Source organism: Streptomyces sp. NPDC048521, assembly GCF_043199855.1.
In the GTDB taxonomy this organism is placed as follows: Bacteria; Actinomycetota; Actinomycetes; order Streptomycetales; family Streptomycetaceae; genus Streptomyces.
The window spans coordinates 138,352-155,431 of the sequence record NZ_JBICWR010000012.1 but is presented as its reverse complement, the minus strand read 5'-3'; the positions used below and the strand labels follow the sequence as shown (position 1 = coordinate 155,431).

Genomic DNA, 17,080 nt, shown 5'->3' with positions numbered 1-17,080 from the left:
TCACCCGACCCCGAGGCGGTCCCGCCACGAGCGGGACAGCCTCGGCCGGAGGAAGACGACACCCTGCTGGGTGCCGACGGCGAGGTCGAGGTGGGGGCTGCCGGGAACGGGGACGAGGGCGGTGATGTGAGCGGGCAACGGGGCCGACCAGACCTTCTCGCAGGAGGGTAGGTGGCAGAGGGAGACGCCGGACGCGTCACTGAAGGCCACGACGGCCTCGCCGTTGGGGGCCTGGCCGGTGCACAGGGCGCCGGACAGCAGAACGGGCAGAGCGCGTGGGACCTGCTCGGGCCGGTCGGGACCCCAGACGAGGACACGGGAGGCAGGTCCCCCACGATCCGACGGGACACCGGTGAAGAGCAGCAGAGGGGTTCCGTCCGGCTGCTCCGTCCACCACTCCCCACGCGGCGAGGTGAACGCGTGCGGTCTGTGCCAAGGCGACCATGGCGGACTCAGCGCGTACTCGCGAACCGTCTCCAGGTCGAGAACCCGACAGGCGTTGTCCTGTCCGCGCTGCGCGATCCACCGGGTGCCGCCGGCGCCATGGTGAGGCAGAAGGCGAACGACACCGGGGACGAGGGGCAGCGAACCGCTGTCCGCCCAGCCGTCCGCTCCATGGGTCCACACACGGCCGACGACATGCGCGTCGGTGCCGACGTTCCGGACCGCCGGAGCACCCGGCAGTCCGGGCATGGTGGGAAAGGCGAGGCTCCCCCCGACCGTCTGCTCGAGCGACCGGGCCGGTCTGACCGCGGTGATCAGCGTCAGTCTGCCGGACAGGCCCGTGAAGGCGGTCGATACGACGACATCGTGCCGGGGCGCGACCCCCCAGGGGATCGGCTCCCACTCCGCAGCGGTATCGGGCGAGTCCAGCGCCTTCGAGGTGCCCTGGAGGGCATCGAAGAAGAGACCCCGCGTACGGGAACGGAACGATGTCGGCGGAACCAGATGCGCGTGCAGGCCGCTTCCGGGGGAGCCGGAGTCCTCCGTGACGCACTGCAAGTCCACGCAGGTGGCTCCCACACGGCACCATGCGTACGCGTGGGCCGCCACGCCGGAAGACACTCGGACCAGCATGTTGAGGAGGCCGTCGGGATCCGGGACGCACGGGCCGTGCAAGGCGTGGAACCCGTCGCCCGACGGGGGACGGTGTGTCTGGTGCGGTCCCCCCGCGCTGACCATGGAGGTGAGACTCCGCATGCCGCCGTCCGCGAAGGCCAGCACGGTGCCGGGGGCTCCGTGCCACGCGACCAAATCATCGATACGCGGTGAGCCGGCATCCAGGGTGGGGGCGCGCGCTGTCTCCTTCGCGTTGCCCGGCCAGGGCCACAACCGCGCCGTGCCGTCTGTTCCGATCGCGAGGACGTCGGGGCCGTGCGCGTCGGCCGAGGACAGCACCCGCACCAGGCACACCGCACTCTCGTGACCGTAGAGAGGGGAGCTGACCGCCGTCGAGGCGCAGTCGACCACCAGGACCGGGCCGACGAGGTCGGAGATGACGAGGTACACCCGTTCGTCATGGAGAACGGGAGCGGTCAGCAGGGCCCCGTCGATCGCGGCGTCCTCCGCTCTGGCGCGCAGCGTCGGGCCGTTCAGGCGCATCACGAGCAGCTCGTCGCCGTTCGCGGCCACGAACACGGGCTCCTGCTCGCTCGCGTGGGCGAAGCGTCCTCGCCGCCACAGGTCAAGGCTGTACGGCTCCGAGACGGTGATTGCCGAGCCCAGGTCGAGCAGTGTCAGCCGGTCCCACTCGGCGATCGCCACGACCGTGCCCTGCGCCCGATGGATGTGGTCGACGAGGGCCGGTCGGTCGAGGTCGGTGCGGATCACCTCCGCCTGCCCGGAGCCGTCGAGATCGTGGAGCGTGACGACGCCGGCCTGCAACCGAGCCGCCACCGGCACCCAGATCCGACGCGGCAGCCCGTTGCCCTCACCGAAGGCCAGGGCGGTGAGGAGGGCGATCGTCACCGCGTGGCGGGTCGGTGGCAGCCGCTGGAAGTATATCTCGGCATGCTCGTCGAACGCGGGGTTCAAGAAGAACGGCGGCGGCTCGGACTGGTCGACCGACGAGCAGGCGGCCCGCTGGGCCAGGCCCGCGGCCACGAAAGAACGGTTGACGCGGTCGGCGAGCACACTCGGTGCCAGATACCGCTGTGACGGACCGTCACCCTGCCCGCAGGCCGACGCCAGTTCGGTGACGAACGCCCCGTCCACCGCCAGGTCCCGATGCCGGGCGGAGGCCAGCAGCCAGGTTCCCGCGCCGAAGGTGTCGGCACGTGGCCGGCGCGCCACGATGGCGTCGGTGACCTGGCCGATGTCCGAGCCGGCCGCGGCCGCGAGGCAGGCGTCCACGATCAACAGCACGTTGCGGACCGGGGAATCGGCGAGACTCATCGCGATGTTCGTCAGCGACAGCCAGGACCGCGGCCGGGCGGCCGCGCTGTCCGCGCAGGCCAGCCGGTACCCGCCGGACGGTGCCAGGTCGCCGTGCCCCGCGTAGTACACGACCACCACGTCGTCGGCGGTGAGCCGGTCCGAGTGGCACCAGTCGGCCAAGGCGTTCTCGAACCCCGCGGCGGACGGGTCGTACGACACCGAGGTCAGGACCCGCTCATAACCCATCGACGTGAAGAGGCCCACCACCCGGTCGACGTCCTCGTGGACGCGCGGGAGTTCGGCGCCCTCGCGGTAGCGGCGCGTGCCCGCTGCCACGACGTATCGCTTCACTCCGCCGCGGCCTCTGGAAGCAGACCGGCGCGGATCGCCCGGCCGGTCTCGACCGCGGTCAGATACCGGGTGGCCTCGTGCATGTGGCTGCCGTTGTGCACGAGCACATCGGTGACCGCGTCACCGAACGCGGGCCGCAGGTCCCGTACGACCGCCACGATGTCGGTCGAGTCGGCGACGTTCGTCCAGGCACGCAGCGGCTTCGGCCACACCGCCCGGCCGTCGGCCGGGGTGGGGTCCAGGCGGCTCAGGACGAGCGCTCGCATGCCGAGCGGCGAGCCCAGGGTGACCAGCATCCGTACGTCCCAGTCGCCGTTGCGGGCCGGGTCGCACAGCGTCTCGTAGGCGACCACCGAGCCGAGTGAGTGCGCCACGACGACCCGTGTGTCGGGCGTGATGCGTGCCGCCAGCCGGTCGCGGGCCGCCAGCCGCACCGTGTCGTCGGTGAGGTAGCCGGTCAGCTGCTTCAGGCTTCCGATCAGCGCCCGGTCCAGGACACCGCGCAGGTAACCGGCGCCGGTCAGGGCGTCGAGGGCCGCGCGCACCGCGTTCAGGCGCAAGGTGCGGGAGGCGGCCCAGCCGACCGGCCCGCGGGTGCCGGTCGCATCCGGGCCGGGGACCTCCGGATCCGTCCGGGCCGCCTGCGCCCACCACTCCATGAGGAGAGCGAACTCCTCGTCGGTCTCGACGTCGGCCTCGTCGTACGGGATCCCGCCCATGACGCGCGTGCCCGCCGGCCGGAAGAGGTCGCCGTAGAACGCCACCCCGACCTCCTCGGGCGACGGCACCGGCCCGCCCGCGAGCCTTGTGCCGCCGAGGAGTTCGGGGACCACGTCCCGGGCCAGGGAATCCTCGCTCAGATACTGCTTGCCGACGCCGTGCACGAAGACGACCTTGCTCAAGACCCCTCCCCGGCCGAGGGAACAAGGTTACGCGGTGTCAGGGCCTAGGGGAGCTCGAAGCCCAGGGTCTCGGCCGCCCTCTGCGGGGTCGGCTGGGCCCACAGCGCCGCCACCGCCTCGTTCGTCGACAGGGAGCGCAGTTCCGCGCGGTCCAGGTAGAGGGTGCCGTCGAGGTGGTCCGTCTCGTGCTGCACGATCCGGGCCGGCCAGCCGCTGACCACCTCGTCCAGCGTGCGGCCCTGCTCGTCCTCGCCGCGCAGCCGCACCTCGGTGGGCCGGGCCACGACCGCCTGCCAGCTCGGCACGCTCAGGCAGCCCTCGAAGAACGCGGCGCGGGCGGCGCCGACGGGCTCGTACACCGGGTTGACCAGGACGCGGAACGGCTGCGGGACGCGGCCCCGGGCCACGGCGATCTCCTCGGGCACCGGTGCCGGGTCCTCGATGACCGCGATCCGCAGCTCCACGCCGACCTGCGGTGCGGCGAGCCCCACGCCGGGAGCGGCGTGCATGGTCAGGCGCAGGGCCTCGATGAAGCGGGCCAGCAGGGCGGCCCCGAGCTGACCGTCGTACGGCTCGGTGCCGTGCCGCAGCACCGGCTGTCCGGCGGCGACGATGGGCAGGGGGCCGCCGGCGGCGAGCAGTTCCTCGACCCGCTCGGCGAGCGGTGCGTGATCACGGGGAGGTGCCATCGCGTCAGAATGCCATGTCCGCGCCGTCAGTGGCACAGGTCATCGGCATCCCGGGGCCCGGAGCCCTTCATGCTCCGCCTACGGGACCGCCCTGGCTTCCCTCCCGCGGGACGCGCGGGACCAGCGGGCGCCGGCGCACCCTCGGCCTGCTCGGCACCGCCCGCGTGTGGGCCGCCGCCGGGTTCCTCTTCCGGTCCGCGACCGGCCTGACCTGGTCGCCGTACGCGGGCGCGGGCGTCGACGACCTGCGGACCTCTCCCTTCCGTCTCGGCGGCCGGCGCCGGCGGGTGAGCACGCGGGCGGCGATGTGGCACCGGGCACCGGCGGGGGCCGGGCACGGCCCGGGCCCTGGGGAGGACATCGAGGCGGTCACACGGACGGTACCGCCCTGGCCTGAGGCATGCCGAGGGCCCGGCCCCCCGAGGGGAACCGGGCCCTGGAGATACGGCTCACTCCTGCGGGAAGTCACCCGCGAGCGCCGAGGCGAGCCGCAGATGCCGCTCCGCCTCCTCGTGCCGGGCCTGCCGCTGCAGCGTGCGGCCCAGCATCAGCCGCGCGTAGTGCTCCACCGGGTCGCGCTCGACGATGATCCGCAACTCGGCCTCGGCACGGCGCAGTTGGGCCGAGTGGTAGTAGGCGCGCGCCAGCAGCAGCCGGGGACCGGTCTGCTCCGGCACCTCCTCGACCAGCCCGGCCAGCACCCGCGCCGCGCCCGCGTAGTCCTTCGCGTCGAAGAACAGCTGCGCGCGCTCCCAGCGCTCGGCGGCGGTTCCCTGGTCGTAGTACGTGGTCTCCACTTGCGTCTCCACTCGTGACCTCCTTCGAGGGCCACAACGGAACGCGGTTGTTCAATATTCCACTAATCTTTCCCGCTGGTCAGGGCGCGGGAAGGGGGGACGTTCCCACCATGCAGACGACACGGCCAGCGAAAGGAAACACCAGGTCTGTGACCTGGAGACGTGGACGGCTGTGCCGGACGTGCTACAGGAGGGCTACGCCGGGTGCGGTTTCGGTGCCGCCTCGGACTCCGGCCTCGCAAGCGTCTTCGAAGCGGCCTCTGCGAAGTCGTGGATGAGCGGAGAGCGCCGGGAGGCCACCCACGCCAGGCACACCCGGTTGGGGCCGACGCCCTCGAGCGGTACGGGGATCACGTCCGACCGGGTGTAGAAGCCGGCCGTGGACAGCGGCAGCACACAGATTCCGGCTCCGGCGGCCACAAGTTCCAGCTTCTCCTCGACCTGATGGATCACAGGAACCTTCGGCCGGTCCTTCTCGCGCATCTCGAGAGCTGTGTCGCGCCACTCCGGCACGGCATCCGGATCCTGCAGAAGATGCTCGCCGGCCAGGTCGGCGATGGTCACCGACGGCTCGCCGGCCAGCCGATGCCCTGCGGGGAGCACGACGACGCGGGGCTCCTGGAACAGCGGTTGGACCTGCAGACCTTGCTGGTCGATCGGCAGGCGGACGACGCTCACGTCCGCTCGGCCGTCCCGCAGGACCTCCACCTGGTCGTCCCAGCTGGTGCGCAGGAGCCGAACCTCGAGTCCGGGACGACGCGAGGTCAGGGCGACGACGGCGGCGGTCACGGTGATACCGGGCATGAAGCCGATGGTGAACGTCGGTGTGCCCCGGGCCGCGGATCGCACCCGCCTGATCAGTGCCTGGGACGCCGCCAGAAGCGGCCGTGCGTCCTCCAGCACCTGCTCGCCCGCCGGGGTGAGCAGTGTGCCGCGACGATCACGCACGAACAGCTCCGCTCCCAGCTCGTCCTCCAGGGCGCGGATCTGCCGGGACAGCACCGGCTGGGCGATGTGCAGGCGCTCGGCCGCCCGTCCGAAGTGGAGTTCGTCGGCCACTGCCACGAAATACCTGAGCTTCCGCAGATCGACGTCCACAGCGACTCACCGTCCACTCTCTCGCGGCAACCGCCACGTCCGCGCAGGCACGGAACGATCATGCGGCCGGACCCCGCCGGGCGGGCCGGCGTCATGGCACCCGAATCTACCCGCCGGTGGCCGGTGTGCCGCGCAGGAGGCGGCACACCGGGCACCGGCGACGTCCCACTCAGCCGCGCCCCAGCACGGCCAGCGGGTCCGTGTGGGCAGGGGTCCACCCCAACTCGGCACGGGCACGCGACGGAGCGAACTGCTGGTCGAGGGCGAAAGCGTCCGCGACGGCGCCCATCTGCTCACGCGCCTGCTCCAGCGAGATGGACGCGATCTTTCCTTCGAGGCCCGCTCCTCGGCTGACGGCCAGGGCGACCTCCTTGGCCGTCGGATTGACGCCGCCCACGCCGACGTAGACCGAGCCCGCCTTCGCCCTGAGCGCGCGGACGTAGAGCTCCGCGATGTCGTCGACGTGGACAAGGGCCCAGTGGTTGCCGCCGTCGCCGATGTAGGGGATGGCCCCCGCGTCCTTGCCGGGTGCGGTGAAGAAGAGATCGATCAGCCGGTTCTCTCCGCCGTAGAGCAGGCCGGGCTGGATCACGACCGGCCGTCCGCCCCGCTCCGCCCGCCCGAGAACCGCCTCCTCGACAGGCCGGCGCCAGGCGACCAGGGCCGGGGGATTCCACGGGGCGGTCTCGTCGGCCACGCCGTGGGTGTCGCCGTAGACCCAGGTGCCCCCGGTGTGGACGTAGGTGCCCGTCCCGATGCCGTCCTGCATCGCGGCGGCCGCCGCGAGGTCGGCCTCCCCGCTGTCGGCCTGGGCCAGGTGCACCACTGCTTCGGCTCGCGCCGCCGCCGCATTGAGTACGCCCAGGTCACCGAGCCCCCCGAGCACCGGCACCGCGCCCAGCGCACCGACCGCGTCCGCCGCCCGTTCATTGCGAGCCAGTGCCTCGACGGTGTGTCCGTGCCGGATCAGCGCGGTGATCGTCGCCTTGCCTATGTATCCGGATCCACCGGTGAGGAAAACCTTCATGATCTCTGTCCCTCGTCGGGTCGAGTGATTCGCTCCCAACCCTGCGGGAGGCGCGAGGTGCCCGTCCAAGACCTGTTTCGGCGGCTGTGACACCCAACGGGCATCAGGCGTCCGAACCGGGCAGGCGTGGCGGGGGGGGGGCGCGGTGGGAAGACGCGGCGGGCAGGTGCCGACCCCGGGGCAGATACCCGCGCGGGATCTCGCCGTGCGTGGCCCTACGCCCGGTCGGCGGCGGCCCGCGCCGTCTCGAACTCGCCGGGTCGGACGCCCGGCCATTTCCCGGTCAGCGCACCCTTCCTCGTGGTTTCAGCGGAGTGTGCGGCAGCTCCGGCGCGGGCAGCGGGTCTCCGTCGTAGCCCTTCACCTCGCCGAAACGGGTCCCCTGCAGCCAGTCCTCGCGGGCCTGCTCGATCTCCGCCTGGGTGCGGGCGACGAAGTTCCACCACATGATCAGCTCCTCGGCGAACGGCTCGCCGCCCAGCAGCATGATCCCGGCGTCCGACTCGGCGCGCAGCGGCAGTGCGGACCGCCCGCAGCCGAGGTAGAGCAGCGAACCGGGCAGCACCGGCACCCCGTCCACGCGCACCTCGCCGGACATCGCCAGCACCCCGTACTCGAAGTCGGGTTCGAGGGGCAGGCGTACGTCGGTGCCCCGGGTGAGGGCGAGATCGGCGCCGACGATCGGGGTGTACGCCGTGCCGGGGGAGCGGGAGCCGTCCAGGTCGCCGAGGATCACCGTGGCGGTCAGGCCGGGCGCGGTGACGGTGGGCAGCTCCGGGTGGTACTCGAACCGCGGCTCCGCGTGCCGGTGTTCATCCGGCAGCGCCACCCACAGCTGGGCGCCGTGCAGGAAACGGGCGTGCGTCTTCGGGCTCTCCTCGGAGTGGCTGATCGCGCGGCCGGAGGTCATCAGGCCCAGCTGCCGGGGCCGGATCGTCTGCAGGCTCCCCGTCGAGTCCCGGTGCAGCACCTCGCCCTCGTGCAGCCAGCTGACCGTCTGCAACCCGATGTGCGGATGCGGCGGGACCTGCATGCCGGGCTCGTCGGCGATGTCGTCCGGGCCGTAGTGGTCGACGAAGGCCCACGCGCCGATCATGCGCCGGCCGAGGTTCGGCAGCAGCCGGCGCACCTCCGTCGACTCGCCCAGCCTGACATAACGGGGGCTCAGCAGCTCGCGGACGGGTTCGGCGACGACGAATCCGCGGCCGCCGCAGACGCTGGGCACGGGCGCGCGGTCAAGGTTGCTCATACCGCCCAACCTAGCGGTGCGGGCGTCGGACCGGGGGCGCGAAAACTCGGACGTTCCTTCGCTGAGCGGGGGTGGTGTGGGGCTGCGGTTCCGGCCGGTGTCGGGGCGTGGTGGCATACCGCCTGATGCCGCTTGGCCTGGGGCGGCGCGGGGTGGGCACACCGCGTGATGCGGCGTGGCCTGGGCCGGGGCGGGGTGGCACAGGCGCTTGATCCGGCGTGGTTCGGGGCCGGGGGCGGGCGTGGTTCCCTCTTCTCCTGCTCTCAGGGCCGGGGTGCGCTCGGGTACGGCTCGGATGCGGACGGGCGGGCCGGGCTCGGCACCGGGGACGGCGTGCCGATGGTCGGCCGGGGGGAGTGGGCCGGTCCCGTGGGGCGCGCCTGCCCGTCGCGCACGGTGAAGAACACCAGCGCCGCCACGGCGGCCAGGGCCAGCACGCCCACCACGGCCCGGCGCAGCAGCACCCGGCGGGGCCGTACCGCCTCGGCCGGCGGGCGCAGAGGCCGCAGGTCGGCGGGGCCGACGGAGTGGGCCCGCGCGGCCAGGGCGGCCCGCAGCCGCTCTTCGACCGGCGTCGACCCGATCGCGGTACCGGACTCGTTCATCGCAGCCCCTCCAGACGCCGGCCGAGCGCGTCCAGGGCCCGGCTGGCCGTGGACTTGACGGCTCCCCGCGACAGACCGAGCGCCGCCGCGATCTCAACCTCGGTCAGATGCGACCAGTAACGCAGCACCAGTACCTCCCGCTGACGCCGGGTCAGCGTGCGCAGGGCCGCCAGCACCTCCCGGTGGTCCTCGTGGAGCAGTACGTCCTCCTCCGGGGCCGGTGCGTATCCCTCGGGCGGCGGGGTGTGTGCCCGTACGGTCCTGCGCCGGCGCAGCACCGAGCGGGCCGCGTTGACCACGCTGGTCCTCAGGTACGCCTCCGGGTCGTCCAACGAGTCGAGCCGGTGCCCGTGCCGGCGGAACAGCGCGGTGAACGCGTCCTGTACGACGTCCTCGGCCGTGGGCAGGTCGTCCACCAGCAGCACCGCCAGGCGCACGAGGGCGAGCCGGCGGTGGTGGTACAACTCCTCGATGGCGGGCGGTTGTCCGGGTCGGGCCAGGGTGTGCGTGCCCGTGCGGGTCCCGGTCCCGGTGCCGGGCGCTGCCGATGTCGTACCCGTCCGGGTCCGGGCGAGGACGCGGGTCAGCAGCGCTCGCGTGGACCGCCGCCAGGATGCGGGGGGTCGCCGGGCCCAGGGCAGGGCCGCCGCCGGAGCTGTGGTTGTCGTCATGGGTCTCCCGGAGCCGGGAGCGGGGGAGCCGCCGCGCGACGGCTCCCCCGCACCGGCCGTACCTCAGTGCTGCGGCGGAACCGGCGCCGGGGTGGCGCGGCCGTGGTGCGGGGCGGGCGCCGGACGGGCCGGCACCGGCGCGGGGGCCGGATACGCGGGCGCGGGGGCGGGGGCGGCGGTCGACGGCACGGGTACGGGGCTGGGGGTGGCCGGTACGGGGGCGGGGGCGGGAGTGCCTGTGGCGGGCGCCGGCTTGGGGGTTCCCGGGCGGACGGGTGAGGGGACGGGGGACGGGGCCGCGTGGCCGTCGGCCGGGGCGGGGGCTGAGCGCGCGGGGCCGTCGGCCGGGGCGGGGGAGGGGGTCGCCTGGTCGTCCGCCGGGGTCGGGGACGGGGCTGCGGTGGTGCCGGAGTGGGCCGGGGAGTTGGTGTCGCTCTGGGCCGCCTGGGCGGTCATGGTGCCGGCGACGGCCAGCGCCGCGCCTACTGCGGAGACCCCCAGGGCGGTGCGCAGCCTGCGGACGCGGCTCGGGCGGGGGACACGGTGTGCGGACATGTGTTCCTTCGGTCGTTCGGGGTCGGACATCTGGTCGAAGTGGAGGCCTCCACCCCGACAGACGTCCGACCCCGGCCGAGGTTGCAGGTGACGTCCGAAGAATTTTCCGTACCGTTGCTCGACCGCCTGCGGGGCGGAGCTGCTGGTGCCTTCGGCCGCCCGCGCGGCCGACTCGGCGGAGCCGTCCGCGTCTTCGACCGTTCCCCGGCACCGGCTCGGGAGCGACTCGCGTCGCTGCCCAGACGAGCCACCTCCGCCCGGCCGGTCGCCTCGGCCCACGGTGGCCGCCTCAGGGGAGCCGCCCCGCCCCGGCCGGTCCTGGCAGCCCGGGCCCGGCGGCCGCCTCAGCTCGGCGACTGCCTGGCATCGGGGGCCCTCGGTGCGCTGTCTCGCCGGAGGCCGGCGGCCGGCGGATGCCGGGCGGCCGCCGTCTCGCCCACACACCGGCTCAGTGCCGCTTCCTCGGTCGGGCCGCCCCCCGTCCGCTTCCTCAGCCCGAGCGCTCCGCCCGCGAGCTGCGTCGGGTCGGTTCCGTCGGTCGTTTCAGCCCAGGTGCTTGAGCAGTTCCTCGGCGACCGGGGCCGAGGAGGCCGGGTTCTGACCGGTGATGACGTTGCGGTCGACCACGACGTGCGGCGCCCAGGGCTCGGCCGTGCGGACGTCGACGCCCGCCTCGGTCAGCCGGTCCTGCAGCAGCCACTTGGCCCGTCCGGCGAGGCCGCCCTGGGTCTCCTCCTCGTTGGTGAAGGCCGCCGCCCGATATCCGGCGAAGGCGTTGGAGCCGTCGGCCCGGACGGCGGCGAGCAGGGCGGCAGGTCCGTGGCAGACCACGGCCAGCGGCTTGCCCGAGTCGAGGGCCGTGACGAGCAGCCGGCCCGACTCGGCGTCCACGGCCAGGTCCTCCATGGGGCCGTGGCCGCCGGGGTAGAACACGGCGGCGAAGTCGTCGAGGTCCACCTCCGCGAGCTTCACCGGCACCCGCAGCTCGGTCATCTCCTCCAGCGCACGCGCGATCTCGTCGGCCTTCTCCTGGCCGCCGTTGACCTCGGCGGCCAGGCTCGCCCGGTCGACCGGCGGCACCACACCGCCCGGCGTGGCGACGACGACCTCGTGACCGGCGGCCTTGAGGGCGCGGTAGGGGACCACGGCCTCCTCGGCCCAGAAGCCGGTGGGGTGCAAGGTGCCGTCGGCGAGCGTCCACTGGTCGGCGCCGGTCATCACGAACAGGATCTTCGACATGAGGTTCTCTCTCCCGAAAGCTTGCGTCTTCGAGAAAGAACGTAGGCCAAGCGACCCATAGGCCTCCAATGAAGCATCGAATGGCTGACATCGGATCTTCTATGGGTCCCGGGGAATACCCGGCGGTGATACTCGGACGCGTGGAGACCGCTTCCCTCGACCTCAACCTGCTGCGCACCTTCCTGGCGGTGTACCGCTCCGGCTCCTTCACCGGCGCCGCCCGCCTGCTGGGCCTGTCGCAGCCGACGGTGACGACGCAGATGCGCGCGCTGGAGCGGCAGACCGGCCGGGAGCTGTTCCAACGGCTGCCGCGCGGCGTCGCGCCGACCCCGGTGGCCGACGAACTCGCCGCCCGGATCGCCGCCCCCCTGGACGAGCTGGCCGCCGTCGCCGGACCCACCCCACCGGCCGGCGCCCGCGCCGAGCCCGTCCATCTGGCCGGCCCCGCGGAACTCCTGTGCACCACCGTCCTGCCGGCCCTCGCCCCGCTGGTCGCCGAGGGCGTACGGCTGCGCGTGTCGACCGGGCTGACCGATCCGCTGCTGGAGGAACTGCGCGCGGGCAGGCACGACCTGGTGATCGCCACCACCCGGCCCCGGGGCCGTACGCTGCACGCCGTTGCGCTCATGGACGAGGAGTTCGTCCTGGTCGCCGCCCCGGCCTGGGCGGAGCGGCTGAGGGACCGGACGGCCGTCGAAGGGGCGGCGGCCCTGCACGGCGTCCCGCTGATCACCTACGCCGAGGACCTGCCGATCGCCCGCCGCTACTGGCGCCATGTCTTCGGCCGGCGTCTGTCCCGCACCGCCGCCGTGACGGTGCCCGACCTTCGCGGAGTGCTCGCCGCCGTCGCCGCCGGCGCCGGTTTCAGCGTCCTGCCCCGCTATCTGTGCCAGGACCTGCTGGACTCCGGCACGCTGGTGGCGCTGCTGGATCCGGAGGACCCGCCGATCAACACCGGCTTCCTCGTCCAGCGACCCGGTGCCTGCGACAACCCGGACGTGGCCCGCGTCCGTGCGCTCCTGCTCCGCTCAGCACGCACCTGGTGACCGACCGCCCCACACCACCGCTCACCCTTCGCCGACTCCGGCCGCGGCAGGAGGGAGACAGCTCGGCGCCGTCGTCACCGAGGGAGGTCGCGTACATGGTCACCTTCGGCTCAGGGGGTGGGCCATCTGGTACGCCAGCCTACGGTCGGCGCCCTCCCCGATGGCCGTGAGGATCCCGTCCAGCTCCATGAACCACTCCCACGCCGGCCGCCCGTCGGCACCGGCCAGCCGGGCCACCACCAGGTCCTCAAGCTCCGGGACGCGCTTGTTCTTCCAGACCTTGTCGGCGAGGCTCACCAGCAGGTCCTCCACACCGGTCGCGGGAGCCGTCCAGGACGCGTGGGTGCCGGCGAACCGGGCGAGGTCGGCCGGCACCCCGTGCGCGAGCAGCAACTCCCGGCCCGCCGCCTCGTGCTGTGCGCCGGGACCGGACAGCTCGGCCGGATGCACGGCCTTGCCGATGTCGTGCGTGGCGGCACCGAACAGCACCGCCTCCGCGTCGAACTCCAGGTCCGGGCAGTGCCGGCGCACCCACTGCGCGAGCTGCGCCGCGACGTCGTGCACCGCCCTGAGGTGGGCGACCAGCCGTGGCGGGGCCTCGACTTGCTCCAGCAGCAGGGTGGCCCTCGCGGGCAGGGGCCGTAGCGACGGGTCGCCGGTGCCGCCCGTCGCGATCGACGCTGTGTCGGTGGCTGTCACCGTGCCAGAGTAATCACCGGCGCGGGCGGGGCGGTTGGCTGAACCAGGTCATGGTCCTCGACTTCGCCGCGATCATGGCGAAGGAGTACGCGAAGGGTTGGCCGAGTGGCGGATCCGACCGTCCGCGCGGGAGCCGGGTCGCAGGGTGTGCGGCCCGGTGGCGTGCCCGGTCCGCCTCGCGGAACCGGCGGCACCGCGCGGCTGGGACGCACGACGCACACGGATCCCCTCCGTCCGCCACACGGCAGATGCGGCGGCCCACAGTCCGCTCCTGCCGTCCAGGCGTCATAGCCCTGGTGCTCCCCCCTGGGCGTGGAGTAGGGGTCCCCTGCGTCCCCCACCACGATGCCGTGGCCGCCGGCGGTCCGTTCTCGTCAGCGCGGGTAAGTCGTCGTTCCTTCCTCCGCGAACGTGACGGCGTCCGCGTGGCCGAACAGGCCGGGCAGGCCGCCGGTGTGGACGAAGACGGTCTTCTCGCCCGGCCGGACGTCGCCGTCGGCGACGGCCGCGCGGAGTCCGGCCAGGGCCCGGCCCGTGTAGGTCGGGTCGAGGACCAGGCCCTCGGTGCGGGCGGCCAGCCGCAGTGCCTCGCGCACCGGGCCGGTCAGCGTCGCGTACCCGTCGCCCACCTGGTCCCGGCGTATCCGCAGCCCCTCCGTCGTGACCTGCGCCTCCACGAGCGGCGCCGCGAACTCGGCCACCGCCGCGGCCGGGCCGGCCAGCGCGCCCACGTCGACGCCGAGGACCGACCCGCTGCCCAGGGCCGCGACCAGCCCGGCCATGGTGCCGCCCGAGCCGAGCGCGACCACCGCCGTCCGCAGGTCCGGCACCTGCTCGCGCAGCTCCGCGCCGCAGCGCAGATAGCCACGGGCCCCCAGCGCGCTGGAACCGCCGAACGGGATGAGCGCGGGACGCGCACCGTCCGCTCGCAGCCGGGCGCACACCTCGGCCGCCGCCGCGTCCAGTCCTGCCTGGTCCACCTCGCCCGCCCAGGCGAGCCGGGCCCCGAACAGCCCGTCCAGGGCGAGGTTCCCGGACCGCGAGACCCCCGGCGAGCCGCGCAGCACGAGGACGACGTCCAGTCCGAGGCGTGCGCCGGCGGCGGCGGTCAGCCGGGCGTGGTTGCTCTGCGGGGCACCCGTCGTCACGAGCGTGTCCGCGCCGTCGGCGAGGGCCGCGCCCACCGTCCACTCCAGCTTGCGGATCTTGTTCCCGCCGCCGCCCAGGCCGGTCAGGTCGTCCCGCTTGATCCACAGGTCGTCCGGTCCGAGTCCGAGCGCGGCGGCCAGCCGGGGCGCAGGTTCGACGGGGGTGGGGTACGTGCCGAGCGGCACGGACGGGTGGTTCATGGCGGACATCCTCGGTAGCGGTTCGGCGGGTGGCCAGTCGATCACAGGAGGCCGTCCGGCGTCACACCGGCAGCAGGCGTGCGACCAGCGCGCTGAGCTGCCGGGCCGTGCGGCACTCGTGCATCTCGATCAGCTCGGCGTAGGCGGGCGCGGCCGAGTCGCCGGTGCCCCACCGGTCGCGCGGCTCGGGGTTCAGCCAGTACACGCGGCGGGCTCGCCGGGCGACGTCGCGTACGGCGGGCAAATTCGGGTCGCTCATGTTCGTCCGGGCGTCCCCGAGGACGAACACCGTCGTGCGCGGCCCGACCGCGTCGCCGTACCGTTCGGCGAACTCGCCCAGCGCCACGCCGTAGTCGCTGCTGCCGTGCCAGCCGGTGAGGGTGGCCTCGGCACGGATGCGGGCGCCGAGCCCGTCGGGGTCGGCGCGGCCGTGATCCAGCAGGCCGGTCACCTCGTCGAGCCGATTGACGAAGGCGAACACGCGGACCTTGCTGAACTGGTCGTGCAGTGCCTGCACCAGCAGCATCGTGAAGTCCGAGAAGCCGGACACCGAGCCGGACACATCGCACAGCAGCACGAGTTCGGGGCGTGCCGGGCGGCGCCGGCGCAGCACCGGCCGCATCGGCACCCCGCCCGTGGACAGCGAGGAGCGCAGGGTGCGGCGCAGGTCGATCGTGCCGCGCGCGGCTCGCCTGCGGCGTGCGGCGAGCCGGGTGGCCAGCTTGCGCGCGAGCGGCTGGACCGCCCTGCGCAGTTCGGTCAGTCGGTCCTGGTCGGCGAACAGGAAGTCCACCCGGTCGGCCGTCGGCCGGACGCCGCGCCGCGCGATCTCGTCCCGGCCGCGCCGCTCGGCGACCCGGCGCCGGGCCTCCGCCCCGACCATCCGCCGGAACTCCTCGATCCGGCGCCGGATCTCGTCGTCCAGCAACCGGTCCGCGAATCCCGCGCCGCTCTCGTTCCGCCCCCGGACGTCGGTCCGCACCCGGGCCAACAAGGTCTGCGGACGGAGCCGTTCGAGGGTTTGGTACGCCGACCAGCCGTCCGTCTCCGGTGAACTCCCGTATCCGCCGAGGCCCTCGACCGCCTCCGCCGCCAACCGGGCCATCAGCGCGCGGTCGTCGGCGGCCAGTGCTTCGGCGAGCCGGTCACGCAGGGCCTCGCGGTCGGCGGGGTCGCCGTCCGGGCGGCCGACCCCGCGCGGGAAGTACAGGTCGAAGACCGGGTCGAACACCGCGCGTTGAGCCGGGCCGTGCAACAGCGTGGCGGCCAGGCCCTCGCGCAGCAGCTCCCGGTCCGCGAGTCCCAGCGCCTCCACCGCGCGGGCCGCGTCCACGGTCTCCCCGGTGCCGATCCGCACCCCGTGGGCGCGCAGCGCCCCGACGAGGCCGGTGATGCGCTCGGCGACACCGGTCACAGCGCGTCCAGGTCGAGCTTCGCGGCCGCCTTCTGGATGTCGTCCTGATGCTTGAGGATCACCCCGAGACTGTCCCGTACGACCGTCTCGTCCAGCGTGTCGGCGCCCAGGGCCAGCAGGGTGCGCGCCCAGTCGATGGTCTCGGCGACGGACGGAACCTTGCGCAGGTCCATGGCGCGCAGTGCCCCGACCACCCGGACCACCGACGCGGTCAGCGCCTCGCCGAGGCCCGGCACCTTCAGCCGTACGATCCGCCGCTCCAGCTCCTCCTCCGGGAAGCCGATGTGCAGGAACAGGCAGCGGCGGCGCAGCGCCTCGGACAGCTCCCGGCCGGCGTTGGAGGTGAGGACGACGAACGGGCGGCGGGTCGCGGTGACCGTGCCCAGCTCCGGGACGGTGATCTGGAAGTCGCTGAGCACCTCCAGCAGCAGTCCCTCCATCTCGACGTCGGCCTTGTCGGTCTCGTCGATCAGCAGCACCGTCGGTTCGTCCCCGCGGATGGCGGTGAGCAGCGGGCGGGGGAGCAGGAACTCCTCGCTGAAGATGTCGGTGCGGGTCTCGTCCCAGTTCTCGTCGCGGCCCGCGCTGATCCGCAGCAGCTGCTTGGCGTGGTTCCACTCGTACAGTGCGCGGGACTCGTCCACGCCCTCGTAGCACTGGAGCCGGACCAGCCGGGCCCCGGCCACCTGGGCGACGGCCTTGGCCAGCTCGGTCTTGCCGACCCCGGCGGGGCCCTCCACCAGCAGCGGCTTGCCCAGCCGGGCGGCGAGGAAGACGGTCGTGGCGACGGCGGGCGAGGCGAGGTAGCCGGTCTCGGCGAGGCGGGCGGAGACGTCGTCGACGGACGTGAACAACGGGGCCTCCGGCGGGGTCGGGGAGCGGGTTCCGCACTGCTGACGACTATCTAAGCGCTTGTTCACCGTCCGTGTCACGTGGATCCGGCGGAGACGGCAGGGGGCGGCCGAGGGATATACACCGATCGGTTTCCCTTCGTCCGTGGCGCGGTAACCTCG

16 protein-coding genes are annotated in these 17,080 nt (G+C 73.6%); 1 reads left to right on the top strand and 15 read right to left on the bottom strand.

Annotation, left to right across the window (positions count from 1 at the left end; all coding sequences use genetic code 11):
- The 11 genes from ACGFRF_RS26465 to ACGFRF_RS26415 form a co-directional block, all read right to left on the bottom strand.
- The gene (locus ACGFRF_RS26465; RefSeq protein ID WP_393743973.1) at window positions 1–2,712 is read right to left on the bottom strand and encodes a caspase family protein; all 2,712 of its coding nucleotides are present in this window, start codon (window positions 2,710–2,712) and stop codon (window positions 1–3) included.
- 11 nt (window positions 2,713–2,723) lie between these two features.
- Window positions 2,724–3,629 carry a hypothetical protein gene (locus tag ACGFRF_RS26460; RefSeq protein WP_393743971.1) on the bottom strand — a complete coding sequence of 302 codons (906 nt, stop codon included), beginning with the start codon at window positions 3,627–3,629 and terminating at the stop codon, window positions 2,724–2,726.
- 44 nt (window positions 3,630–3,673) lie between these two features.
- The gene (locus ACGFRF_RS26455) at window positions 3,674–4,318 is read right to left on the bottom strand and encodes a peptide deformylase (RefSeq protein WP_393743969.1); all 645 of its coding nucleotides are present in this window, start codon (window positions 4,316–4,318) and stop codon (window positions 3,674–3,676) included.
- A 449-nt stretch (window positions 4,319–4,767) separates the two neighbouring features.
- Window positions 4,768–5,115, bottom strand: coding sequence for a tetratricopeptide repeat protein (locus ACGFRF_RS26450; RefSeq protein WP_393744276.1), 348 nt, complete (start codon window positions 5,113–5,115; stop codon window positions 4,768–4,770).
- A 195-nt stretch (window positions 5,116–5,310) separates the two neighbouring features.
- Window positions 5,311–6,213, bottom strand: a complete 903-nt coding sequence (locus tag ACGFRF_RS26445) for a LysR family transcriptional regulator (RefSeq protein ID WP_393743967.1) — start codon at window positions 6,211–6,213, stop codon at window positions 5,311–5,313.
- A 169-nt stretch (window positions 6,214–6,382) separates the two neighbouring features.
- Window positions 6,383–7,240 carry an NAD-dependent epimerase/dehydratase family protein gene (locus ACGFRF_RS26440; RefSeq protein WP_393743965.1) on the bottom strand — a complete coding sequence of 286 codons (858 nt, stop codon included), beginning with the start codon at window positions 7,238–7,240 and terminating at the stop codon, window positions 6,383–6,385.
- Between the two features lie 283 nt (window positions 7,241–7,523).
- A complete protein-coding gene (locus ACGFRF_RS26435) occupies window positions 7,524–8,489 on the bottom strand; it encodes a pirin family protein (RefSeq protein WP_393743963.1) in 966 nt (321 codons plus the stop codon).
- A gap of 263 nt (window positions 8,490–8,752) precedes the next feature.
- Window positions 8,753–9,094, bottom strand: a complete 342-nt coding sequence (locus ACGFRF_RS26430; protein ID WP_393743961.1) for a hypothetical protein — start codon at window positions 9,092–9,094, stop codon at window positions 8,753–8,755.
- Window positions 9,091–9,765 carry an RNA polymerase sigma factor gene (locus ACGFRF_RS26425; protein ID WP_393743959.1) on the bottom strand — a complete coding sequence of 225 codons (675 nt, stop codon included), beginning with the start codon at window positions 9,763–9,765 and terminating at the stop codon, window positions 9,091–9,093. Before ACGFRF_RS26425 ends, ACGFRF_RS26430 begins: the two co-directional genes overlap by 4 nt.
- A gap of 63 nt (window positions 9,766–9,828) precedes the next feature.
- Window positions 9,829–10,320, bottom strand: coding sequence for a hypothetical protein (locus tag ACGFRF_RS26420; RefSeq protein WP_393743957.1), 492 nt, complete (start codon window positions 10,318–10,320; stop codon window positions 9,829–9,831).
- A 543-nt stretch (window positions 10,321–10,863) separates the two neighbouring features.
- Window positions 10,864–11,559, bottom strand: coding sequence for a type 1 glutamine amidotransferase domain-containing protein (locus ACGFRF_RS26415; RefSeq protein WP_393743955.1), 696 nt, complete (start codon window positions 11,557–11,559; stop codon window positions 10,864–10,866).
- Window positions 11,560–11,660: 101 nt separating this feature from the next.
- Between ACGFRF_RS26415 and ACGFRF_RS26410 the strand changes: the two genes are divergently transcribed.
- Window positions 11,661–12,605 carry a LysR family transcriptional regulator gene (locus ACGFRF_RS26410; RefSeq protein ID WP_393743954.1) on the top strand — a complete coding sequence of 315 codons (945 nt, stop codon included), beginning with the start codon at window positions 11,661–11,663 and terminating at the stop codon, window positions 12,603–12,605.
- 99 nt (window positions 12,606–12,704) lie between these two features.
- Here ACGFRF_RS26410 and ACGFRF_RS26405 read toward each other — a convergent pair whose 3' ends face one another.
- From ACGFRF_RS26405 to ACGFRF_RS26390, 4 genes are all read right to left on the bottom strand, one after another.
- The gene (locus tag ACGFRF_RS26405; RefSeq protein ID WP_393743952.1) at window positions 12,705–13,304 is read right to left on the bottom strand and encodes an HD domain-containing protein; all 600 of its coding nucleotides are present in this window, start codon (window positions 13,302–13,304) and stop codon (window positions 12,705–12,707) included.
- A 374-nt stretch (window positions 13,305–13,678) separates the two neighbouring features.
- Window positions 13,679–14,653 carry a D-cysteine desulfhydrase family protein gene (locus ACGFRF_RS26400; protein WP_393743950.1) on the bottom strand — a complete coding sequence of 325 codons (975 nt, stop codon included), beginning with the start codon at window positions 14,651–14,653 and terminating at the stop codon, window positions 13,679–13,681.
- A 61-nt stretch (window positions 14,654–14,714) separates the two neighbouring features.
- Complete coding sequence (locus tag ACGFRF_RS26395) at window positions 14,715–16,067, bottom strand: VWA domain-containing protein (protein WP_393743948.1); 1,353 nt, start codon at window positions 16,065–16,067, stop codon at window positions 14,715–14,717.
- Window positions 16,064–16,921, bottom strand: coding sequence for an AAA family ATPase (locus ACGFRF_RS26390; protein WP_393743946.1), 858 nt, complete (start codon window positions 16,919–16,921; stop codon window positions 16,064–16,066). Before ACGFRF_RS26390 ends, ACGFRF_RS26395 begins: the two co-directional genes overlap by 4 nt.
- Window positions 16,922–17,080: the final 159 nt, after the last annotated feature.